This is a genomic window from Lentibacillus sp. L22 (assembly GCF_040812445.1).
GTDB classification, from domain to species: Bacteria; Bacillota; Bacilli; order Bacillales; family Amphibacillaceae; genus Lentibacillus_C; species Lentibacillus_C daqui.
Genome location: NZ_JBFNXI010000013.1, coordinates 48,561 through 70,698, shown reverse-complemented (window position 1 = coordinate 70,698; position 22,138 = coordinate 48,561). Strand labels below are relative to the sequence as shown.

The window sequence follows — 22,138 nt, the reverse complement described above, 5'->3', positions numbered from 1 at the left end:
TCAAAGGAAGGCCGACTAAAAACGGGCTTGCGCTCAGGCGTCGGCATACCCCTTTTGCAGGGGCATGTCATTTTTACCGGACTTTTTGAACATCCTCTTAAAGGGGAATATTAAAAGGGAGCTTCTGCTAAAATCGTCCACGCCCTATGACAACGCAAAACTGTCAGCATTTCTTGTGCATGCCAAGCACAATACTTGATTTTTCCTTAAAAAAACGAAAAAATGAAGGCAATCATTAAAAATGGAGGTAACTGATCATGGCAGCTAATGAAGAACTCGCTACATTTGCGGGCGGTTGTTTTTGGTGCATGGTGGAACCGTTTGATGAACGACCAGGTATTAAAAAAGTGGTCTCCGGATATACTGGCGGGACAACAGAAAATCCAACCTATGAAGAGGTTTGCACGCACACTACCGGACATGTGGAAGCCGTACAAATCACATTTGATCCAGCTATCATGCCATACGAACAATTGGTAGAAACATTTTGGCAACAAATTGATCCCACAGATGCTGGCGGACAATTTAATGATCGCGGGGAATCATATCAAACAGCAATCTTTTATCATAATCCAAAGCAAAAAGAAATAGCTGAAGCATCAAAACAAAAATTAGCAGAAAGCGGGAAATTCTCTCGTCCGATTGTTACACCAATTCTTCCCGCTAAGCCTTTTTACCCTGCCGAGGAGGAACATCAACATTATTATAAGACACATTCTTTTCATTATAATTTATATAAAAAAGGTTCTGGCAGGGCTGATTTCATTAAACGAAATTGGCAAAACTCATATGACAAAAGTAAACTTAAGGAGCAATTAACACCAATCCAGTATCATGTTACACAGGAAAACGGAACTGAACGGCCGTTCCAAAACGAATATTGGGATAATAAAAAAGACGGCATTTACGTTGATATTGTTTCCGGTGAGGTATTATTTTCATCCAAAGATCAATTTGATGCAGGATGTGGTTGGCCAAGCTTTACAAAACCAATTGATAAATATCACGTAAAAGAAAATACGGATACATCACATGGAATGATTCGTACTGAAGTAAGAAGTAAGGATGCGGATTCCCATCTTGGCCATGTTTTTGATGATGGTCCAAAAGAGCATGGAGGATTGCGTTATTGCATGAACTCTGCAGCAATGCGTTTTATCCCGAAAGAAAAAATGGATGAAGAAGGTTACGGGCAATATACACACCTATTTTCTTAACAATAATTCTATTATGTAAACAAACAAAATGATGTATTGGAGAGAGTTGCCGAAATGATTCATTTAAATTGGGAAAACAACGAAACAATGAAACAAATTAAGTGTATACACACAGATGCGAAAAAATTTATTGTTCATCGTAAATTGACACCAGGGAAGGTGTATGATGTAAAGAATGAAACGGATGAATTTTACTTTATCATTGATAACAGCGATCGTATTGGCGGATATTTAAAAACGTATTTCAAAGAGGAAAAATAACAGGATTGTTCCTGTTATTTTTTATATTCAAAAGCGGAAGTTGCGTCCGATAAATCAATATCGACTCAGTGGAAATGTTTATTTTTTAAATTGTGTATACTTTTGTCATTTCCTGTCAATAATTAGCATAATAGCGAAACTACTGGGGAAACATTTCACTTTATCTTTTCTATTTTTTGCAATTAGTGTTATAATTTTATTTAATTAATAGTATCACCGTTAAAAAATTATTGTCACATAAAGGACTGAATAGTATTGAAAAAAATATTCTTGGTTCGTCATTGTGCGGCTGACGGTCAGCATAAAGATTCCCCGTTAACATACGAAGGGTTACGGCAAGCGCAATTACTTTCTACATTTTTTAAAAACCAGCGTATTAAATTCGACAAAATTATTTCAAGTCCTTACTTGCGTGCAATAGAAAGTATTAAACCATATGCTGAACAGGTTAATGCTAGAATTGAAGTGAATGAAAATTTGCGGGAACGAATCTTAAGTGAACAACCGATTGATGATTGGCTAGGTATACTCGAACGATCATTTTCAGATCTTGATTTTGCGTTGCCTGGTGGTGAATCCGGTAACGATGCCATAAACCGGGCAAATTCTGTTTTGGATACCATTTACGCTGACGATGCTTTGCAAAATGTTATTATTGTCAGCCATGGTAACTTAATTGCATTATTGCTAAAACAGTTTGATCATTCCTATGGCTTTGAACAATGGAAGAAACTAAGAAATCCGGATGTTTATGTGATTCATACTGATCAAAAAGCAAAAACAGTGGAATGTTTATGGAATGGTAATGAATGAAGTACACCAGATTCGGCGGGGAATGGATTATGCCCCGCTTTTACACAGGCAAGTATAAGTTGGCCAACAGAATTCCCAGACTTTCCCGATAAATAACAGTAAATTGTTCGATGGGTAACGGGTTTACCCCACAACCAAGTTCAATTGTAAAACCGGGATTTTGAAACGCTTGAATAAACCAATCTTTAAATCCTGCATAGTTATCCAAAACATGAACCGGGCGATAGCCGCTTACTCGTGCATACTCATCCGCCTGACACGCTGAATGTTTAGGTTCCAGTCCTAAAAATCCCCAATATATTTCCCGTCCTTGTGTATGAAACGCCATCACTCGTGAAAAATTTCTTGTTTTAACAAGCTCGGCCATTGCGATTGATTCCGGTTCAGACAGAGGGGCAGTTCCTGGAAAATCCCTCGGACCTGGTACCTTTGGTTTTCTTTGTGCTTCCTTTTCCCATAATGCAGGGTATTGCTTGTTAAGATCAACACCCAAAATATTTGCTTTCCAGCTGGAGAAATCCGCATTCTGATCGTTTAGTTGGCATACGTCAGCTTGATATGATCCGGCAGCAGTTGAACCATTTAAGACAAGATTCACGCCATCAGGATTTACCATTGGAACAATTGACAGACAAGTATTAATATATTGAGATAACATATAAACATCAAGGATCGAAGTATTATTTGTAAGTGACAGTGCATATTGATTTACAAATTTCATAATAACCGAAGTAGTGATCCATTCATTGGCATGAAACGACCCATTGATATGTATATGTTTATCTCCCATACCAATTTGCAGTTCAACAATATCTTTGCCCATAACAGAATGGCCAATCGATTGACCAATGATGAATGGGTAAACGGTTATCAGCTGGTTGATCGTTTCCACCAGTTGTTCATATGTATATGGCTCACCATCAGGTACAATTAGCTCATTAATGCGTTCTGGAATGTATATCCGTTGTCCAGTTTGAATATGACAATTTTTTACAAATGGGTTCACTAATAATATTGCATCCATTGGGAGATGATAATGATTGGCAATCTCCCATAATGTATCTGTTTCAGCTACTATATATTCACGTAAACGGTAACCAGGAATTTGCAAACTTGCCCCAGCCTCAATTGAATCTGATGTCAGCTTGGGGTTTGATTTTTCAATTAAAACGGCTGGAATACCAAATAGTTGGCTAAAATACCATAATGAATCATTGCGTCGTACCGTAACTTCCATTCAATTTCCTCCTCTGACTAGAGATATCCAGCAATCAGTATCTCTACTTTTCCTATTATTAATCCTATGACAAAACAGACAAAAAGATGAATTTCAGCGAAAATCTTGAAAGAATCAGGGTTGTTCGTTACTATATTAGTATACAAATTTTACTTTACTTTATGGATGAATTTGTACATATAGAGAAAAGGTATTGAAAGGAGGATTTTCACGTGGCATTTGTGATTACTTCACCTTGTTTGAATGAAAAATCAGGCGAGTGTGTGGAAGTATGTCCTGTTGACTGTATAGAAGAAGGTAAAGATATGTTTTATATTGATCCCGATATCTGTATCGATTGCGGTGCATGTGAAGCAGTATGTCCTGTCGAGGCAATTTATATGGAAGATGAAATACCAGAAGAAGAAACGAAATACATTGAATTAAATCGGCAATTTTTTGAAGACCGGTAAGTACCCCAGCCGCTGGAAGTTGGAGCCGGGTGAGGGAATAAAGCTATGAATTTTATACTGCCTTAACTAGTAGATAAAGCCACTATGGGGTACATGGTGGCTTTATCTATATTATTGTTTGATTGAAAAACCGGTAAAATCTTGTTCGGTTGCTGATGTTGATTCAACTTGTATCTGATCAACACGAATAAATGGACTAAATCCAGACTTCATATCCTCCAAATATTGTTCGATATTTGTATGATCTCCGGCAATTTCCATCTCCACTGTGCCATCTTCCTTATTTCGCACCCATCCAACCAGTTTATGCTGTACCGCTGATTGTTTTGCTGCGTAACGAAATCCAACACCTTGAACGCGACCACTTACGATTACGTGAATTGCCATTGTTTTATATATCCCCCTTATAATTATCGTTCTGTCTATATATTACTTAACCATAAACAGATAAAATAAAACACAATGGAGCGATTTCTTTATCACCATTAACCGGCAGTAATACCCCCATTGATTGAAGTTTCACTTTATAAAAAACACGGTGATTAGGGATTAAAAGGTTTTCATATTGGTAATGCTCATAGTAACAATATAGGATCAAATGTACAGTAATAATTGGCGAAAAGATGCTGAAACCTGCGTGCAGCCAAGATGGTGGAACAAGTAATTTGTATGCGGTATCAAAACCAATGTAACATCACTTTTTAAGCTTGTACTACTGGAAAAAGTGTCAAAAAAGCAACAACGTGACAATTCTCACATTAATTTGATTACGTATTGTTATAAGATTTTTACCATGTTATGCTACATTTGTATTAAGGAAAAAGAAAAGTACTGTTATAGTTTGAATCAACTTTTGACTAATACAGTTCTTTTATTCAGTTTAAGTAAAAAATAGGAAGTGATGAGATGTCAGGGCCTGCTTTAAAGCATGTGGACAGTCACGCGGCTATCCATGAAGCCGCATTAAATGAAGCAGCAGAGTTAACGGAATTACTCGACAAGCTTGTAAAAGACGGGCATGTCGAAAAAGCTTTGGAAGTGGCATTTGTTACCGTGGAACATTGGGAAACTCGTACACTAAGGCACGCCGATTCTGAGGAAGAAGGATTATATAAAGAACTTGCTGAAGCTGATCCGTCCTTAAAAGATTCGATTGTAGAATTAACACGTGATCATAATCTGTTAAGACTGCTAGTTGCAGAAATCAGAACATTACTTGATCAAGGGACGGTCAACGATTACATTGTGCAACGATTTCAAGCATTAATTATTGTTGATGAGCTTCATAATCGATCAGAAGAGAAGATTTTACCTGATCATTGACCATGTCATTATTGGAGGTGGAAACATTGACATCAGAAAATGAAAAAACTCCGAAAGAAAGATCATTAAGGATTTGTTTTCCAAAGTTATACAGACAAATTGTTACAAAACTGGAAGACTTTCATATTCACCCATATGATCTGCAAATAAATATAAAAGATAAAAAGGGGAGTTACCAATTAATTCTTCATTATGGGAAAGGATACTCCCACACTGTGTCGCAACATTTTACAGCTGTGCAACTGAACGAAATGGACCCGGGTATTATTGATTTCGTTCTGCAAAACGTGGATGCGATTAAGGAAGTAATGGTTGCCGATTACTTTAAAATGATGAAAGTGTAAACCACTGGGGTATCCGATATTTGTAGAAAGGAAGATTGTCAATGTTTATGTTTGAAGAGGATGCCAATCTTGTTCAAGACCGTGAAGATTTGATTGCTGTACTTCGAATGCGGTTTGGGAATATACAACCAGGTGTAGTGGATGCTGTTTATAAGATCAGTGATATGAACACTCTGGAGCGCTTGATCCTGGTTGCAGCAAATGCACCGGAATTAAAAATATTTCTCGAGGAGTTGGAAGAAGGATCCGGCACATTTAAATTGTTGGGGGAACGCTTTAATCCAATTGATTCATTACATGAAGAAGGGTGATTTCCGTTGAGAAAAACAAAAAATAAGCTACTGGATTCATTAAAACATATTAAACGCGGTGAGCAAATCAATCAGAATTGGACAGAGGAAAGTCCGCGACCACGCGCCTGGGAAGACATATATCGCAGACGCTGGCAACATGATAAGGTTGTTCGATCCACACATGGTGTTAACTGTACCGGTTCATGCAGCTGGAAAATTTATGTTAAAGACGGGATTATCACATCGGAAACGCAGCAAACAGATTATCCAACTACCGGCGATGATTTTCCGGAATATGAACCAAGGGGCTGTCCGCGAGGGGCAAGTTTTTCCTGGTATACATACAGTCCTATTCGCGTGAAATACCCGTATGTTCGTGGTGATTTATATGAACTGTGGAAGAAAGAACGTGCAAATGGTCTTGATCCTGTTCAGGCCTGGGAAAATATTGTGACCGATCCAAATAAACGCGCGCAATACGTTGATGCCCGTGGTAAAGGCGGATTCGTTCGGGCGACATGGAGGGAAATGTGCGAAATCATTGCCAGTTCCTCGATCCACACTATTAAAAAGTATGGTCCTGATCGTATTGCTGGATTTAGTCCAATCCCAGCCATGTCTATGGTTAGTTATTCCGCCGGTTCACGTTTTCTATCTTTGCTAGGTGGTACGATTTTAAGTTTCTATGACTGGTATGCAGACTTACCGCCAGCATCACCGCAAGTTTGGGGGGAGCAAACCGATGTTCCTGAAAGTGCGGACTGGTATAATTCCAAGTATTTTATTATTTGGGGAACCAATTTACCACAAACCCGTACACCTGATGCGCACTTCATGGTGGAGGCCCGGTATAACGGTACAAAGGTTGTTGGTGTCAGCCCTGATTATGCGGAATATGAAAAATTTGCCGATATATGGCTGCCGGCACGGGCGGGAACCGATGCAGCACTTGCTATGGCAATGACCCATGTCATCTTAAAGGAATTTTATGTGGAAAATGAGACTCCATACTTTAATTCTTATGTGAAAAAGTACACAGACTTGCCATTCCTGGTAACGATTAATGAAGACTCCCGGAGTGGAAGATTTTTACGCGCGTCAGATATTGATTTGCGCGTAACACCTGATTTGGCTGAGTGGAAAACGGTTGTCTGGGATGAAACAACGGACCAAATGGAAATTCCTAATGGCAGTCAAGGTTACCGTTGGGATAATGGAAACAAGTGGAACTTGGAATTGGAGAAAGACGATGGATCAGTGATTGACCCAAAACTGAGTTTTATCAATGAATCCGATGAAACCGTTCTGGTGAAATTCCCTTACTTTGCTGAAGAAACTGGTAATGTCGTAGAACGCGGTGTTCCGGTTAAATACGTTCAGGATAAACAAGGAAACACGATTAAAGTAGCAACCGTTTATGATCTGATGATGGCACATACCGGCGTAAACCGTAATCTGCCTGGTGATTATCCAGTTGATTACAATGATTCAAAACCTTATACACCTGCCTGGCAGGAAAGCATCACCGGTGTCAACAAAAACCACGTGATTAAAGTAGCGAAAGAGTTTGCTGATAATGCTGCAAGAACCAAAGGAAAATCCATGATTGCCATGGGTGGCGGAACTAATCATTGGTATCACAGTGACCAAATCTATCGGGCTATTCTCAACTTAGTTCTTCTAACCGGTTCACAAGGCGTAAACGGTGGTGGCTGGGCACATTATGTAGGACAGGAAAAGGTACGTCCGCAAGAAGGCTGGCAGCAAGTGGCTTTTGCCAACGACTGGCTAAAACCGCAACGTCTGCAAAACGGAACATCATATTTCTACTTTCATACTGACCAATACCGTTATGAAACGAAAACGAATCAAGATGGCTATCCGTGGAAAAGCAAATATAATCAAATGCATCCAGCAGATATGAATGCACTCTCGGCCAGGCTTGGATGGCTGCCATCATATCCGCAATTCACACAGAACTCAATCGATATTGTGAAGGAAAGTCGTGAGCGGGGAGCGAAAACGGAGCAAGAAATTATTACCGATGTTGTCGAACAAATCAAGGCGGATAACCTGGAGTGGGCGATTGAGAATCCAGATGACCCAAGAAATTTCCCGCGTGTCTTCTTTAATTGGCGCTCCAATTTACTTGGCGACAGTGGGAAAGGTCACGAATTTTTTGTCAAGCACCTGGTTGGCGGTGATAACCAGGTCATGGCCGAACCGGAAAATTCCTGGCAACCTGAAGAGGTCAAGATCACTGGTGACGAGGCTCCTACTGGTAAAGCAGATCTATTAATCAGCGTTGATTTCCGGATGACGAGCTCAGGTCTATTTTCCGATATTGTCCTGCCAGCGGCAACTTGGTATGAAAAATTTGATATTAGCAGTACGGATATGCATCCGTTCATTCATCCATTTAATGCGGCCATTAACCCGCCTTGGGAAACGAAAAGTGATTGGAACACCTTCCGAGAAATTATCAAGGTATTTTCCGAACTCGCCGAAAAGCATCTGCCAAAAACAGAGGAATTGGTAACCACACCATTAGGGCACGATTCAGAAGGAGAAATTGCCCAGGCTTTTGGCGAAATCAAAGATTGGCGAAATGGAGAGGTTGAAGCAATCCCAGGCAAGACCATGCCCGGAATGAAAGTTGTCGAACGGGATTACCCAAACCTTTATCATCAATGGACGACAATTGGGCCGCTCATTAAACAGGGGTACGGTGGAAAAGGTGTAACAATCCCTGGTGAGGAAGTTTATGAAGAACTAGGATCTCGGCTTGGTAAATCGAAACGAGAAGGAATTGGAAAAGACCATCCAGATTTATATACCGATAAACAAGCGATTAATGCCATTCTGTTAATGTCTGGCGCAAGTAACGGGAAACGGGCAGTTGCCGGGTGGAAGTCATTGGAGGCTAAAACCGGGCAAAAACTTGAAGAGATTTCCAAGGGTCGTGAAGAAGAAGACTATACGCTTGATGCGATCACTGCACAACCACGGACGGCTATATCTACACCGGTATGGAGTGGTATGGAAAAAGATAACAGACGCTATTCACCATTTACAGTGAATACGGAATACAACATTCCATGGCGTACATTGACTGGACGGCAATCGTTTTACCTTGACCATGAAATGATGCGCGATTTTGGCGAAGGATTGCCATTATATTTACCACCATTGAGCTATGGACCATTCCTTAAGAACGAAAAAGGTGTGGCTGAAGACGGTCAATCGTTAACGGTAAGGTATTTGACCCCGCATCAAAAATGGGGCATTCATACGATGTTTACCGATACCACCAATATGTCGACTTTGTTTAGAGGGTGGCAAGTGCTCTGGATGAATGAAGAGGACGCTAAATCCATCGGGCTTGTCGATAATGATTTTGTTGAGGTATATAACCGTAATGGTGCGATTGCGGCAAGGGTTATATTAACCTACCGTATCCCAAGAGGCATGATTTATATGTATCATGCACAAGACCGTACGCTTGGTGTACCGGCGACATCCATCAATAAAAAACGTGGCGGTACTCATAACAGTGTTACCCGGATCACCTTGAAGCCAACCCATATGGTCGGTGGATATTCGCAGCTAAGTTATGGTTTTAACTACTATGGACCTACAGGACACCAGCGGGATACGATTGCGGTTATCAGGAAATTGAAGGAGGTTGATTGGCTTGAGAATTAAAGCGCAAGTTGCGATGGTGATGCACCTTGATAAATGTATTGGCTGCCATACCTGTTCGGTCACTTGTAAAAATACCTGGACAAACCGCCCGGGTACGGAATATATGTGGTTCAATAATGTCGAAACCCGACCGGGCCTTGGCTATCCAAAACGTTGGGAGGATTCTGACCATTATAAAGGTGGCTGGGTGCTAAAAAATGGGAAATTAAAATTGAAAGCAGGAGGACCAATCTCCAAACTCCTGAATATTTTTTACAACCCGGACATGGCCAACATGGATGATTACTATGAACCTTGGACATATGATTATCAAAATCTGATTGAAAGTCCCAAAAGAGAGAATCTGCCGGTTGGACGTCCGCAATCAATGATAACTGGTGAATTTATCGACAAGCCGGAATGGGGGCCGAACTGGGATGATGATCTTGCTGGTGGATCGGATGTCATTTCCCAAGATCCAATGGTTGAAAAGCTGCAGGAACACATCTCAATGGAATATGAAAAAACTTTTATGATGTATTTGCCGCGTATTTGCGAACACTGCCTTAACCCATCCTGTGTTGCATCGTGTCCATCAGGGGCTTTATACAAGCGGGATGAAGATGGAATCGTGCTGGTTGACCAGGAGGAATGCCGAGGCTGGCGTTTCTGTATGAGCGGCTGTCCATATCACAAGGTGTATTACAATTGGAACACCCATAAAGCGGAAAAATGTAATTTCTGCTATCCACGTACCGAAGCAGGACTGCCTACGATCTGTTCGGAAACATGTGTAGGAAGAATTCGTTATATTGGTGTTGTATTGTATGATGCTGACAAAGTAAAGGAAGCTGCATCCGTTGAAGATCCAAAAGACCTTTACGAAGCACAACTATCCGTATTTTTGGACCCATTTGACCCAGAGGTTATTGAAGAAGCACAAAAAGCCGGAATTAATGATGAATGGATCGAAGGCGCCCAAAAATCACCGGTTTACAAAATGGCACTGAAATGGAAGATTGCATTACCTTTACACCCGGAATACCGGACACTGCCAATGGTGTGGTATGTACCGCCGTTAAGCCCAATCATGAATCACATCACTAATGAAGATGAATTGAGTACAGATGGTTACATTCCGGCTGTAAACCAAATGCGGATCCCAATGGAGTATTTGGCATCGATTTTAGCGGCAGGGGATACCAAGGTGATCAGAAAAGTTCTGCTTAAACTGACGGCCATGCGTGTACATATGCGTGGTAAAACGGTTGGCGGAATCGATGAGTTTAGACAAAGTGAGTTGTTAAAGGAAGCGAATACGAACCCTGAGGAAATTGAGGACATGGCTCGTTTACTAGGTGTCGCCAAGTATAGTGAACGCTTTGTTATCCCGACAGGACGAAGGGAAATGGATGATGATCTTTACTATGAACAGGGTGCCTGCAGTTTGGAAGAGCTCGCACCACCAGAAGGAATGGTCATACCCTCCGTCAGCAAACAGGAACAGGGTGTTTATCGTTCAGAGAATCGGGAAAGAATTGTCATGCGCTCAACCAGCAAAGGAGACTAAGTGTATGGAACAACAAGATCGAGCACTTTTAGTCATTGCATCGCGTCTTTTAACATATCCGGAAGATGATTTCTTTGATCAGGCACGGGATATAACGGAATGTATGGAAGAAACGATGATGGGATTGCCAATGTTTAAGGAATTGGAGAAGGCTTTAAAACCGTTCTACAAATATCGTGTACCAGAATTGCAACAAGTATATGTTGCCACATTTGATTTAAAAGCAAAACAAGGATTATATTTGACAGCACATGAATTAGGCGACAGCAACAAACGTGGTGCAGCTTTAATTAAATTACAAAAGATTATCAACAAGGCTGGATTTGAGCGGGTGGATGACGAATTAGCCGATTATATGCCGATGTTGTTTGAATTTCTTGCAACAGCACCTGACAGCCCGGATAATGAGCGGCTGATCAAGAGACTTGCAGCAGCAATACAACGGATTATGAACCATATGCCTGAAGAAAGTCCATATTACCCTGTGCTTGCGGTGCTGATGACATTTATTTTCCCGCAGCCGACTAAAGAGGAAATTGAAAAATTGGAGTTTGAACGGGAAGAGGCTGATTTGGAAGAACTACCATATCCCATTATGTATCACTAGTAAACAAAATAATGAATCTTATCAAGCGAAGGAGTGCGGCGGTGTTGGGAGGAATCAGCCATCGCACACTGGAGCACAGAATTAAAAGGGAGGAACACCATATGAGTGAACTATTTTGGTGGGTCATTTTTCCATACATTACTGGATTGATCATGATTTTCGGCCTTCTTTACCGTTTCGCTTTCCGACAGTTGACTTGGGCAGCACCGTCAACGGAGTTTTTTGAAAAGAAATGGCTGCGGATCGGCTCGCCGCTTTTCCATTGGGGAATTGTGCTGGCCTTTATCGGACATGTGATGGGTATGATTATTCCGAGGGGATTTTATCTTTCATTGGGGATATCTGATGAATTATACCATCTCGGAGCAATCATCGGCGGGGGAATAGCAGGCCTAATGGTGGTTGTTGGGCTTATCATTTTACTCATTCGAAAAATAATTATTGATCCTGTGCGCATACATGCTACATTTGCTGACTTTTTTTCAATCATAGCTCTGCTGATTGTGGCTGGAATGGGTGCGTATATGACGATAATTTATAATACAACAGTTGTGGAATATGAATACCGGACAACCATCGGACCGTGGTTCAGAAGCTTATTTACATTCCAACCAAAATATCATTTGATGGCGTCTGTGCCGTTTGTTTTCAAGGTGCATATCCTTGCTGCGTTTGCCTTGTTTGCGTCCATACCATTTACCAGATTGGTACACTTTTACAGTTTGCCGATCAAATATGCAAACCGTGCGCCACAGCAATATCGATCACGCGCTCGATACCAGAACAGACGTCCAATTGATTGATATCAAAAAAGAACCAGGTAATCTGGTTCTTTTTTGTGAAAAAGGCTTCAAGACAACACACATGATAGTTTGCAAGGCTTTGAACTGAGATAACAATTAATACCGTATTTAAAGTCGACGAACTTGGTTATAATAGTCGTATTAGGAGCCGTTACAGACATTAGCGATGCAAACAAAAATGATTAGTGTAAATAAGGTCTAAGTTTGTGAAATAATCATTCGTTAAATTGATGAATAAAGTTTGATGCAAATCTAATTTTATTTTATCTCACTATCAAGAGAATACTTAACCATTGAGACAAACAATATATTACTTCCTATAATATATATTATGTAAACTAAAAAAATACAATAAAAGAAGGGGTTAAATTTCAACCCTAAATAGACTTCCCTAATGATTTTGTTTTTCTTTTACTTTTTCCTTTCTCCTAAGACATTTTTATGCGTTTTGATATTATTACGCAACTATCATCATTTCAAGAATCAAGCCCGTTCCCGATAGCCAGTATTCGCTTTTACTTTTACTTCTGCATAACGGACTGGATCAGATTCTTTGGATAACAATGTGCCAACATATCCACCCAGGAAACCTAATGGTACAGATACCAATGCTGGATTATCCAGCGGGAATATTGGATTTCCGACAAATAATGCCGCCCCTTCCACTGGTGAAAATACACTTGGGCTCATCGAAACAAGTACTAAAGCAGAAATCAAGCCGGACAAAATGGCAGTAACCGCTCCTGTTGTGTTAAATCGTTTCCAATAAACTGTATATAGAATAACTGGCAAGTTAGCACTGGCCGCCATACAAAATGCTAATGAAACAAGGAAAGCAACATTAAGGTATTGCGTAAATAATGCCAAAATAATAGATAAGACGGACACGCCCAATGCTGCATAACGGGCTGCGAGCATCTGCTGTTTTTCGGTTGCTTTCCCCTTTTTGTAAATTTCCCCGTACAAATCATGTGCAAATGCAGAAGCTCCGGAAAGAACCAAACCGGCTACAACTGCGAGTATCGTCGCAAAAGCTACTGCTGAAATAAAGGCAAACAAAAGCTCGCCACCAAGTACCTGTGCCAACAATGGTGCAGCCATATTTCCGCCTGGATTGGCAGCAATGATTTTAGAATCACCAACGAATGCAGCCGCTCCAAAGCCAAGAAATAATGTCAATATATAAAAAATACCGATAATCCATGTCGCTGATACAACAGAACTTCTAGCCGACTTGGCATCTTTTACGGTAAAAAAGCGCATCAGGATATGTGGTAGCCCTGCTGTGCCAAGTACTAATGCAAGCATCAAGGAAATTGTGCTGAGCGGCTGTGTATATTGCAACCCGGGTTCTAAATAAGCAGCTCCGTGGCTCGTTGCCGTTTTCACTTCGGAGAACATGGTACCGATGTTGAAATTGTATTCCCATAGTACAAGAAAAGAAATAATCACCATACCCGCCATCAATAGTACAGCTTTGGTAATTTGTACCCAGCTTGTTGCAATCATACCGCCGAATAACACGTATATCGTCATCATAACTCCAACAATCAATACCGCAATCCAATAATCAATACCGAACAAAAGTTGAATCAATGCACCTGCTCCAACAAGCTGAGCAATCATGTAAAAAATCGAAATGGTTATGGTGCTCAATGCTGCTGCTCCACGCACTTTTTTTGCATCAAAACGTGAGTTGATCATATCGGCCAGCGTGTATTTCCCTAAATTGCGCAATGGCTCGGCTACCAAAAACATGACGACCAGATACGCAATTAAAAAGCCAATACTATAAAAAAATCCATCAAAACCATTCAATGCAATGGCGCCGGCGATACCAAGAAATGATGCCGCCGACAAATAGTCTCCGGAAATGGCAATACCGTTTTGCCAGCCTTTCAGTCCGCCGCCAGCCGTATAAAAATCACCTGTTGTTTTGGTATGCTTAGCAGCAAAATAAGTGATGACCAACGTCAATAGCACAATTGCCAAAAATAAGGTGATGACTGTAGGGCTCATCGGCTGTCTCCTCCTTGCTCCAATTGGTTATCAATAATTGCATTCGCTTGTTTATCCAATGCCCCAGCTTTTTTCATATAAACAATGCATAAAATAAAAGTCATGGCGAATTGTGCGAATGCAAAAAGCCACACCCATGAAATATCACCGATTGCCGGCTTATTCAAAAACGTCGTGTAAGAAGTACAGATTGGCAATAGAAAGTAAAATACCAAGAAGAAAATAGTGTACGGCAAAATAAACTTTTTCCGATTCGCCATAAAGCTCTGGAATTCCTCGCTCTTTTCTACCTTCACGTAATCTGGTTTTTCAGGAAAATCCTGTTTCAACACCTTACTTTCACTCAAATTTCCCAACCCCTTGTTTTTTATCATTAAATTCTCTTTCTCCTTTTGTAACCGCTTACTAATTATTATAATTGGTTTGAAATGTCAGGAACTCGCTTTTGCACCAATGGTTACAGATTATGATTGAATGGCATTTATCCGTGGATGAATGGTTATCCCTGCATCTCCAGCAACTGAAATAACTCCTTTCTTGCTGCTCTGCTGACAGGAATCTTCGTTTTCGATATGTCTGACAGCGTGACGTTGCTTGTTCCATTAAACCAAGGAGTGATTTCCTGAATATAATTGATGTTAACCAAATAACTACGATGCGTCCGGAAAAAGTTAAAACCTTGTAATTTCTTTTCCAATTCTTGTAATGTCAACTTACCGACAATGACTTTATCCTTCGTGTGAATTTCCAATGCCCGCTGACTTGGGCTGGGTACAGCATAATAAATCATCTCCGGCGTTAATACAACAGTTTTTTCACCATCATCCACAAGCAATTTATTTGTTCGGGACGGTACTGCGGGACTGGCATGAGGCACTTCTTGCAGGATACGCTGCGAAAGCTTTTGACGAATACGCTGCAGTGCCTTGTCAAACCGTGTTTCGTCAAAGGGTTTTAGCAAATAATCGACAGCTTCTATTTCAAATGCCTGTAACGCATATTCATCATATGCTGTGGTCAAGACAAATAGTGGTATTTCATGCTTTGCTTGCCCGATAATTCTCTTTGCCGCTTCCATACCGGAAAACTGGGGCATATGGACATCCAGAAAAATAACATCCGGTGCATATGCTTCATAAAGTGCGATTAATTGCTGTCCATTTTCCGCACACGGACATAGTACAATATCCGGCTGTTTTTCCAGTAAATAAAGCAATTCCTCCTGTGCCATTTGTTCATCTTCAGCTATGAGTGCACGGATTTTCATGAAATCTCCTCCCTCACTACATGATTAATTGGTATGTTAAAAAAAACTTCACTGCCTTTATCCGGTAAATTTCGTACCGATAATCTTGCAACCTCCCCCAACAACGTGACCAAACGCTTGTTGACATTGTACAGGCCTGTTCCGTGATTGGCATTCTGCATTAATGGCTTCTTCGTGACTTCCTGTAAAATTTCTCTCTCAAAGCCACAACCATTATCTTTCACACTAATTTGTATATGCCTGTCCCGGGATATAATGCTTACATCAATTCTTGCTCCATGAACCATATCGTGAAGCCCGTGTTGAATGCAGTTTTCCACGAGTGGCTGAATGGTTGCCGGAGGAATCAGTACATCAAGTAAATCTTCTTCATATATAAAACTCACTTGTAAACGGTTCATAAACCTAGCTTGAATAATTTCTAAATATGCTTGGACATGTTCGCATTCCTTCTCCAGTGCAACAAGCGGGGTGGCAACCAATTTTAAGTTAAAACGCATGAATTGAGCCAATTGTACTGTGATATGGCGGGCGCGTTCCGGTTCTTTGCGAAAAGAAGCTGCAATTAAATGCAAGGTGTTGAAAAGAAAATGTGGATTGATCTGTGCCTGCAGGTTTCTTAACTCCGCATCCATCATATGTGTCTTTAATTGATCCGCAGCAAGCATTTTCAATTGATTGCAGAGATATTCACCAAGTCCTGCTGCCAGCGTACGCTCGACCGGACGAATTTGTTGAGCTTTGCGAAAGTAAAAGTAAATGAGTTGTGTCACTTCATTTGCATTAATAATCGGAATAATGATTGCCGATTCCAACTGGCATTTTGGATGATGGCATGGAAGATCCATTTGTGAATCCGCTACTTTCATTTGTTTTTGCAAAATAACTTGTTTTGCCAACTCACTGGTGATCAAATCTCCATGACGATGATGCTCATGTCCGATACCGACATGGGCCAGGACTTGCCGTTGATCCGTAATAGCCACTGCTGCAATATTCAAACGGTCATACAAAAGTTTTGCCAATCCGTTAGCCATCTGAGTTGTATCATCTTTTTTAATAAATGGAAGCGCCTCTTCAGCAATGGAAAAAGCCTGTTTTATCGCTTTAGCGGCCTCATTCTCCTGTTCGCGCAATACTACGGCAATCATCGCCGTGAATATCGCGATAGCAACACTGTTGGACAGTACCAATGGAAGACCGATCATATCTACAATGCCAATGATTTCATCGGATTGCGGATGTAGAATCAATAGCATCTGCATCTGTAGTACCGGTGGGAAAATACCGATAAATAATGCTTTCCATGGCGATATAACCCGTTCGTCGGAAAAAAAGCGCGCTGTCCAGCCTGCCAGCAAACCTGTCAATGGGTTAACTATCCCGTTGGCCAACCACCCTACCCCACCTAAGAACATGAGGTGACCTCCAGCAATCATTCCTGCACCAAAACCGACTACCGGCCCTCCAAGCAAACCGGCAATCACCACCGCCACAAGACTTGAACTGACAATTAATTGGTTGTCAGATACTTGAAAAACAAAATCGTGAATTACGGTGGTACCATCAAGGACAAAACCGGTAATGGTACTGGCAATGCCAAAAACGCCAAACACACATGCATGCACGATAGTCATTTTCCAACTAAACTCCCTGTACAATAAAGACTTGAAACCAGATGTCCGGGTCATGACGAACGCAATGACTAACAATAGACCTAGGCGTTCAAACAGAATGATGGTCATTTCTTTCATCACTCATCTCTCCTTCGCCATTACTCCTGTTTGTGATTGAACAAAAAACTGCTTCCATTGCTGTGCGGGTTCCTCTCTGCCGGAAAAGATACTCCCCAAAATGGAACCCAAAAAACCGATCGGGATTGCAATGATACCAGGGTTATGCATTGGAAATATCGCTTCTTTCAAGATCCAGCCGTCTACAGGATCCATCACATTCGGTCCCAAAATGACCATTGTCAACGAAGCGACAAAGCCGGATGTCATCCCGATCATTGCACCAGTTTCGTTAAAGTGCTTCCAATAGAGAGTGAGCAGCAGAATTGGTAAATTGCTGGAAGCGGCAACAATGAACGTTAATGACACTAAAAAGGTGACATTTATATTTTCCAATTGTAAGGCAAACAAGGTAGAAACCAATCCAATACTAAGTGCTGTCCATCTGGCAGCTATGAGCTGTTCCTTTTCAGTTGATTTACCCTTTTTCCAAATATGATGATAAATGTCGTGTGAAAATGAAGTTGTCGCTGAAATCACCAAACCTGCGACAACGGCAACAATGGTGGTAAAAGCGATCGCTGAAATAAATGCCAACAAAAAGTCACCACCTACTTCCTTTGCCAGAATCGGTGCCGCTAAATTCCCGGTTGCGTCAGCTTTTATTAATTTTTCATATCCCAAGGAGGCAATCGTCCCAAATCCAAGAATAAGTGTCATCACATAAAAAGTGCCAATAATCCAAGTAGCTCCCATTAGTGAACGACGCACCTCCACCGTGTTACGGACTGTAAAAAAACGAATCAATATATGTGGCAAACCAGCAGTGCCCAAAATCAATGCCAATTGCAACGATATCAGTTCCAAAGGATTGGAAAATAATTGTCCGGTCATAAAAAATTGTTCGTGGAGTGGTGTGTGTTCCTTCACGGTTGCAATGATTGCAGGTACATTTCAATCGAAACGGGATAAAACGATAAGTGACAGCAAAAAAGTTCCAGATAAAAGAACAACTGTTTTTACAATTTGTACCCAGGATGTAGCAATCATGCCGCCAAAAACAACGTAAAGGGTCATTAGCCCACCGATAATGACAACTGAAATAGAATAGTCAATATTTAATAGCAACCGAATTAGCAAACCAGAAGCCACCAATTGCGGAATCATATATAATATGGAAATCAAAAATGTACCAATAGCCATTGTCCAACGCATTCGATTGCTGGCAAAACGCGTGCAAATGACATCGCCCAGAGAATACTTTCCCAGATGGTGAACAGGCTCAGCTATGAAGAACATGACAATCAAAAATGAAACTAGGAACCCAATAGAATACAAGAAACCGTCATAGCCATTCAATGCAATGGCACCAACAATTCCCAAAAACGATGCGGCGCTAATGAAATCACCTGCAATCGCCAGGCCATTTTGCCATCCCGTCAAACTGCCTGCCGCTGTATAAAAATGATTGGTCGTATTGCTGCGTTTAGCCGCCCAGTATGTAATAATCAGCGTACAAACGATAATGCAAATGAAAAAAAGAAAATAAGTCAGATTCATTCGACATCCTCCTGTACCAGCTGTATGATTTGTTTATCGAACTGTTTCATTTTGATACAATAAAACCCTGCCAGCAGCCATGTCACAGGAATTTGCAAAAAGGCGTAAAGCCAGCCCCAATTCATCTGAAAAAATGGAGAAGGAGCAGCCATCCAATCGTGAAATAAAGTCAACGACAGCGGTAAGCCAAAATAAAAGATAAATAGCAGGGTAACCACAGGGATAAGCAATTGCCATTTCTTTTTGATCAATTTTTGCAGTTCAACATCCATCTCACATTCCCTGCTTTCCATGTACTTTTCTATTAATTATCTTTATTTTGAATAATAGCGGAATCTTTGTGCAAAGTAAAGTGGAAGTCTAGTAAAAACAAAATTTTCAGGAACACAATCTAGTACCTGGCATATTTTATAATTTTCTAATCCTTAAACGTATTTTTGTCAAAGCCCATCTTAGTGTTTGCTATAAAAATGGATACTTGCTAATATTTAAATAATAATAAAGCAATGAAAGGAGATTCGAAAAATGACACAGTTAGACAAGGACAAAACCTATTCATTGGACGAATTTTTACTATATGTCAAAGAAGAGGAACGCGCAGAATTATATGAAGGCATCCCTGTTTTTATGGCGCCCGCTTCTTTCCAACATGAAAATGTCATTGCGAATATAATGGGAGAGTTCAGGAACGCGATCAAAGGAGGTAATTGTTATGTATTTGGCAGCAATCTTCAAGTAGTTTTGCCATTTAAAAATGAAAAAAAGGGAACAGATGATGTGGTTGTATTGCCAGACATCTCCATTATTTGTGATACAAGCAAACTACGTAATAAACGTTGCTATGGGGCGCCGGATTTGGTTGTCGAAGTATTATCTCCAAGCACAGGACGTAACGATCGCTTGCTCAAGCGTAATTATTATGAAAAAGCGGGTGTAAAAGAGTACTTACTCATTGATTATCAAAATCAATACATTGAAAAATATGTTCTCGATGATGATATGCTTAAGCTAGAAGATATTTATTCCGATGAAAACCAGCCATTCATCTCCACGCGTTTTCCCGATATTACTTTTTCTCTAGACGATATATTTTCTCTTTAAATCTTTCATTATGTCTCTAATAAGTCAATGTTGGGAGCCCCACCGCTCCTGTAATTGCCGTATCTCAACTTGATGAGGTATCTCCTCCTTGGGGGTTTCCAAAATAAATGGTATGTCTTTGAGCTCGGGAGTTTGAACAAGCTGGTCAAACTGAGATTCTGTAATATACCCATGATCAAAAATATTTGCGTGCCGATCTTTCCCGAGCCCGGTATTATATTTCGAGTTATTAAAATGAATAACCTTGAGATGACTAAAATAATTAAGTGCTTGTCCTTTTTCCAAAACGGCTTCCCAATTATCACCATCCCACAGTCCACTGGCAAATGCGTGACACGTATCAAGGCAGAACCCAATTTGTTCCGGATGTTCACACAAGTTGCGGACCTGGACAAGTTCTTCCAATGTTGTTCCCATCGTTCCCGGTTTTCCACCTGTGTTTTCGAGTAAAATTTTGCTATCGCCATGCCATTTTCGAAGTATCTCGTTAAGCACATCAATCATTAATCGATAGCTTGCCAGCGGGTCATCAAGACTGATTATTTTCCCAAAGTGAACGACCACACCAATAGAGCCACAGGCGTTAGCGATTTCCAGATCGTTGACTAATGATTGCATCACTTCTTTCCTTTTCCGATTATCTCTTGGCGTTAAACTGGTAGGGTATGGCGTATGTGCCACGGATGTCAAATTATTTTTTTTGCAAAAATCCTTGCAAAGCGCTGCATCATCTTGATTGAATGCTTTTACGGACAAGCTCCTTGGGTTTTTGGGAAAGTATTGAAAGGCTAATGCGTTCATAGTCGCCGCTTGTCTCGCCGCACCTAGATAGCCTTCTCTTATCGAAACATGACAACCAAATTTCATAAAAATTCCCTCCTGCGATGAGGTAACTTGCATTTAGTTTTGACATATCGGGCAAAAGAACGTTTTTCGGGATGATATTTTATCTTTAACTATCGGGGTGCTACAGCGTTTACAGGCCTCCCCCTCCCTGTTATAAACATATGTATTGTCAACGTACCCGCCTGTTAATGTATCGTCTTTAAATAGTGGTTGTTCCATGTATCCGCCATACTGGATAGCTCGCTGAAGAATAAACCTGATAGACTGAAATAGCCGGTTTCTTTCCTGATCATTCAGGTCATTAACATGGCGTTCTGGTAACACATGCGCATGCCAGGCAATCTCATCGGAATAACGGTTGCCAACTCCCGCCAGAAATTCCTGGTCAACCAATGTTGTTTTTAATTTACCACGTCGTTGTTGCAGTGCCTCTATAAAGGTATCAAGTGAGAAATTCACATCAAGTGGCTCGGGACCAATATCCTTTAACTTCCCTTCCACCTCTGGAGAATAAAGATGAAGATAACCTAATCGCAAACCAATGAAATAAAGATGCTTGTCCCCAAAGGTTAATTGAACTTGCACTGTGCGATCCGGTCTTTCCTCTTCCTTCCCATAAAACATGAAGCCACCAAGCATCAAATGCAATAATAGGCAGGAACCATTTTCAAGATGAAATAGCAAGTATTTAGCCCGGCGTTCAATCGCTTCTACCTTTTGATTCAGTACCTTCTGAATAAATTCATCCGAATCCATATTGATCGACTTATTTCGATTAACGATTACTTCAGTGATCTTTTTTCCGACAATTTGTTGCGTTAATAATGTCTTATATGTTTCCATTTCCGGTAATTCCGGCATTGCATCATCACCTCTTATATCTTTAAATAACTAAACCATTATTATCATCTCCAACTTATAGCATTAGATTTTGTTTGCAATGAAATGCTATACATAAGCGAAACTTCCGTGTTGTTTTTAAAAAAATGGACAGGATAAAAATATATC

21 protein-coding genes and 1 pseudogene are annotated in these 22,138 nt (G+C 40.6%); 12 read left to right on the top strand and 10 right to left on the bottom strand.

The features are described 5' to 3' along the window. Window positions 1–257 precede the first annotated feature (257 nt). The 3 genes from msrB (at window position 258) to ABRT01_RS08540 (ending at window position 2,291) form a co-directional block, all read left to right on the top strand. Window positions 258–1,217 carry a peptide-methionine (R)-S-oxide reductase MsrB gene (gene msrB / locus ABRT01_RS08550; RefSeq protein WP_367746808.1) on the top strand — a complete coding sequence of 320 codons (960 nt, stop codon included), beginning with the start codon at window positions 258–260 and terminating at the stop codon, window positions 1,215–1,217. Between the two features lie 54 nt (window positions 1,218–1,271). After that, window positions 1,272–1,478: a DUF6501 family protein gene (locus ABRT01_RS08545; protein ID WP_367746807.1), complete on the top strand. Its 207-nt coding sequence runs from the start codon at window positions 1,272–1,274 to the stop codon at window positions 1,476–1,478. Window positions 1,479–1,733: 255 nt separating this feature from the next. Further along, window positions 1,734–2,291: a histidine phosphatase family protein gene (locus tag ABRT01_RS08540; RefSeq protein WP_269409119.1), complete on the top strand. Its 558-nt coding sequence runs from the start codon at window positions 1,734–1,736 to the stop codon at window positions 2,289–2,291. 40 nt (window positions 2,292–2,331) lie between these two features. On the opposite strand, the gene ABRT01_RS08535 is transcribed toward ABRT01_RS08540, so the two are convergent. Beyond that, the gene (locus tag ABRT01_RS08535; RefSeq protein ID WP_269409120.1) at window positions 2,332–3,528 is read right to left on the bottom strand and encodes a M14 family metallopeptidase; all 1,197 of its coding nucleotides are present in this window, start codon (window positions 3,526–3,528) and stop codon (window positions 2,332–2,334) included. 212 nt (window positions 3,529–3,740) lie between these two features. Between ABRT01_RS08535 and ABRT01_RS08530 the strand changes: the two genes are divergently transcribed. Next, window positions 3,741–3,980 carry a ferredoxin family protein gene (locus ABRT01_RS08530; RefSeq protein ID WP_269409121.1) on the top strand — a complete coding sequence of 80 codons (240 nt, stop codon included), beginning with the start codon at window positions 3,741–3,743 and terminating at the stop codon, window positions 3,978–3,980. Window positions 3,981–4,091: 111 nt separating this feature from the next. Here the strand turns inward: ABRT01_RS08530 and ABRT01_RS08525 are convergent, their stop codons facing one another. Next, complete coding sequence (locus tag ABRT01_RS08525) at window positions 4,092–4,367, bottom strand: acylphosphatase (RefSeq protein ID WP_269409122.1); 276 nt, start codon at window positions 4,365–4,367, stop codon at window positions 4,092–4,094. Window positions 4,368–4,886: 519 nt separating this feature from the next. On the opposite strand from ABRT01_RS08525, the gene ABRT01_RS08520 reads away from it, so the two are divergent. The 7 genes from ABRT01_RS08520 to narI all read left to right on the top strand — a co-directional run bounded on the left by ABRT01_RS08520 (window position 4,887) and on the right by narI (window position 12,604). Further along, window positions 4,887–5,303 (top strand): hemerythrin domain-containing protein, encoded by a 417-nt coding sequence (locus ABRT01_RS08520; protein WP_269409123.1) that lies wholly within the window; start codon window positions 4,887–4,889, stop codon window positions 5,301–5,303. A gap of 26 nt (window positions 5,304–5,329) precedes the next feature. Next, a complete protein-coding gene (locus tag ABRT01_RS08515; RefSeq protein WP_367746806.1) occupies window positions 5,330–5,647 on the top strand; it encodes a hypothetical protein in 318 nt (105 codons plus the stop codon). 41 nt (window positions 5,648–5,688) lie between these two features. Further along, window positions 5,689–5,958 (top strand): hypothetical protein, encoded by a 270-nt coding sequence (locus ABRT01_RS08510; protein ID WP_269409125.1) that lies wholly within the window; start codon window positions 5,689–5,691, stop codon window positions 5,956–5,958. 6 nt (window positions 5,959–5,964) lie between these two features. Further along, window positions 5,965–9,645 carry a nitrate reductase subunit alpha gene (locus ABRT01_RS08505; RefSeq protein ID WP_367746805.1) on the top strand — a complete coding sequence of 1,227 codons (3,681 nt, stop codon included), beginning with the start codon at window positions 5,965–5,967 and terminating at the stop codon, window positions 9,643–9,645. After that, complete coding sequence (narH, locus tag ABRT01_RS08500; RefSeq protein ID WP_269409127.1) at window positions 9,635–11,194, top strand: nitrate reductase subunit beta; 1,560 nt, start codon at window positions 9,635–9,637, stop codon at window positions 11,192–11,194. Before ABRT01_RS08505 ends, narH begins: the two co-directional genes overlap by 11 nt. Before the next feature lie 4 nt (window positions 11,195–11,198). After that, a complete protein-coding gene (gene narJ, locus ABRT01_RS08495; protein ID WP_269409128.1) occupies window positions 11,199–11,801 on the top strand; it encodes a nitrate reductase molybdenum cofactor assembly chaperone in 603 nt (200 codons plus the stop codon). 101 nt (window positions 11,802–11,902) lie between these two features. Next, window positions 11,903–12,604 carry a respiratory nitrate reductase subunit gamma gene (narI, locus tag ABRT01_RS08490; RefSeq protein WP_269409129.1) on the top strand — a complete coding sequence of 234 codons (702 nt, stop codon included), beginning with the start codon at window positions 11,903–11,905 and terminating at the stop codon, window positions 12,602–12,604. A 483-nt stretch (window positions 12,605–13,087) separates the two neighbouring features. On the opposite strand, the gene ABRT01_RS08485 is transcribed toward narI, so the two are convergent. The 6 genes and pseudogenes from ABRT01_RS08485 to ABRT01_RS08460 form a co-directional block, all read right to left on the bottom strand. Further along, the gene (locus tag ABRT01_RS08485; protein ID WP_269409130.1) at window positions 13,088–14,623 is read right to left on the bottom strand and encodes a solute symporter family protein; all 1,536 of its coding nucleotides are present in this window, start codon (window positions 14,621–14,623) and stop codon (window positions 13,088–13,090) included. Then, entirely contained in the window at window positions 14,620–14,970 is a 351-nt protein-coding gene (locus ABRT01_RS08480; protein WP_269409131.1) for a DUF485 domain-containing protein, read from the bottom strand. Before ABRT01_RS08480 ends, ABRT01_RS08485 begins: the two co-directional genes overlap by 4 nt. Before the next feature lie 152 nt (window positions 14,971–15,122). Beyond that, window positions 15,123–15,890 carry a LytR/AlgR family response regulator transcription factor gene (locus ABRT01_RS08475; protein WP_269409132.1) on the bottom strand — a complete coding sequence of 256 codons (768 nt, stop codon included), beginning with the start codon at window positions 15,888–15,890 and terminating at the stop codon, window positions 15,123–15,125. Further along, window positions 15,887–17,644: a LytS/YhcK type 5TM receptor domain-containing protein gene (locus tag ABRT01_RS08470; protein ID WP_269409133.1), complete on the bottom strand. Its 1,758-nt coding sequence runs from the start codon at window positions 17,642–17,644 to the stop codon at window positions 15,887–15,889. Before ABRT01_RS08470 ends, ABRT01_RS08475 begins: the two co-directional genes overlap by 4 nt. Window positions 17,645–17,647: 3 nt before the next feature. After that, window positions 17,648–19,183, bottom strand: a pseudogene (locus tag ABRT01_RS08465) (solute symporter family protein). Further along, on the bottom strand, window positions 19,180–19,455 hold the full coding sequence (locus ABRT01_RS08460; RefSeq protein WP_367746804.1) for a DUF485 domain-containing protein: 276 nt from the start codon (window positions 19,453–19,455) through the stop codon (window positions 19,180–19,182). The pseudogene ABRT01_RS08465 and the gene ABRT01_RS08460 overlap by 4 nt, the downstream one beginning before the upstream one ends. A gap of 253 nt (window positions 19,456–19,708) precedes the next feature. Here ABRT01_RS08460 and ABRT01_RS08455 point away from each other — a divergent pair, with 253 nt between their 5' ends. Then, window positions 19,709–20,284 carry a Uma2 family endonuclease gene (locus ABRT01_RS08455; protein WP_269409136.1) on the top strand — a complete coding sequence of 192 codons (576 nt, stop codon included), beginning with the start codon at window positions 19,709–19,711 and terminating at the stop codon, window positions 20,282–20,284. 24 nt (window positions 20,285–20,308) lie between these two features. Here ABRT01_RS08455 and ABRT01_RS08450 read toward each other — a convergent pair whose 3' ends face one another. Together ABRT01_RS08450 and mutM are read right to left on the bottom strand one after the other, a co-directional pair. After that, on the bottom strand, window positions 20,309–21,151 hold the full coding sequence (locus ABRT01_RS08450) for a deoxyribonuclease IV (RefSeq protein ID WP_367746803.1): 843 nt from the start codon (window positions 21,149–21,151) through the stop codon (window positions 20,309–20,311). A gap of 33 nt (window positions 21,152–21,184) precedes the next feature. Next, window positions 21,185–21,991 carry a bifunctional DNA-formamidopyrimidine glycosylase/DNA-(apurinic or apyrimidinic site) lyase gene (gene mutM / locus ABRT01_RS08445; RefSeq protein ID WP_367746802.1) on the bottom strand — a complete coding sequence of 269 codons (807 nt, stop codon included), beginning with the start codon at window positions 21,989–21,991 and terminating at the stop codon, window positions 21,185–21,187. Between the last annotated feature and the right edge of the window lie 147 nt (window positions 21,992–22,138).

Bases quoted from the DNA above. Each gene is read 5' to 3' on its own strand.
- msrB (WP_367746808.1), top strand. From the start codon at position 258: ATGGCAGCTAATGAAGAACTCGCTACATTTGCGGGCGGTTGTTTTTGG.
- ABRT01_RS08545 (WP_367746807.1), top strand. From the start codon at position 1,272: ATGATTCATTTAAATTGGGAAAACAACGAAACAATGAAACAAATTAAG.
- ABRT01_RS08535 (WP_269409120.1), bottom strand. From the start codon at position 3,528: ATGGAAGTTACGGTACGACGCAATGATTCATTATGGTATTTTAGCCAA.
- ABRT01_RS08525 (WP_269409122.1), bottom strand. From the start codon at position 4,367: ATGGCAATTCACGTAATCGTAAGTGGTCGCGTTCAAGGTGTTGGATTT.
- ABRT01_RS08520 (WP_269409123.1), top strand. From the start codon at position 4,887: ATGTCAGGGCCTGCTTTAAAGCATGTGGACAGTCACGCGGCTATCCAT.
- ABRT01_RS08510 (WP_269409125.1), top strand. From the start codon at position 5,689: ATGTTTATGTTTGAAGAGGATGCCAATCTTGTTCAAGACCGTGAAGAT.
- narJ (WP_269409128.1), top strand. From the start codon at position 11,199: ATGGAACAACAAGATCGAGCACTTTTAGTCATTGCATCGCGTCTTTTA.
- narI (WP_269409129.1), top strand. From the start codon at position 11,903: ATGAGTGAACTATTTTGGTGGGTCATTTTTCCATACATTACTGGATTG.
- ABRT01_RS08485 (WP_269409130.1), bottom strand. From the start codon at position 14,623: ATGAGCCCTACAGTCATCACCTTATTTTTGGCAATTGTGCTATTGACG.
- ABRT01_RS08475 (WP_269409132.1), bottom strand. From the start codon at position 15,890: ATGAAAATCCGTGCACTCATAGCTGAAGATGAACAAATGGCACAGGAG.
- ABRT01_RS08470 (WP_269409133.1), bottom strand. From the start codon at position 17,644: ATGAAAGAAATGACCATCATTCTGTTTGAACGCCTAGGTCTATTGTTA.
- ABRT01_RS08460 (WP_367746804.1), bottom strand. From the start codon at position 19,455: ATGGATGTTGAACTGCAAAAATTGATCAAAAAGAAATGGCAATTGCTT.
- ABRT01_RS08455 (WP_269409136.1), top strand. From the start codon at position 19,709: ATGACACAGTTAGACAAGGACAAAACCTATTCATTGGACGAATTTTTA.
- ABRT01_RS08450 (WP_367746803.1), bottom strand. From the start codon at position 21,151: ATGAAATTTGGTTGTCATGTTTCGATAAGAGAAGGCTATCTAGGTGCG.
- mutM (WP_367746802.1), bottom strand. From the start codon at position 21,991: ATGCCGGAATTACCGGAAATGGAAACATATAAGACATTATTAACGCAA.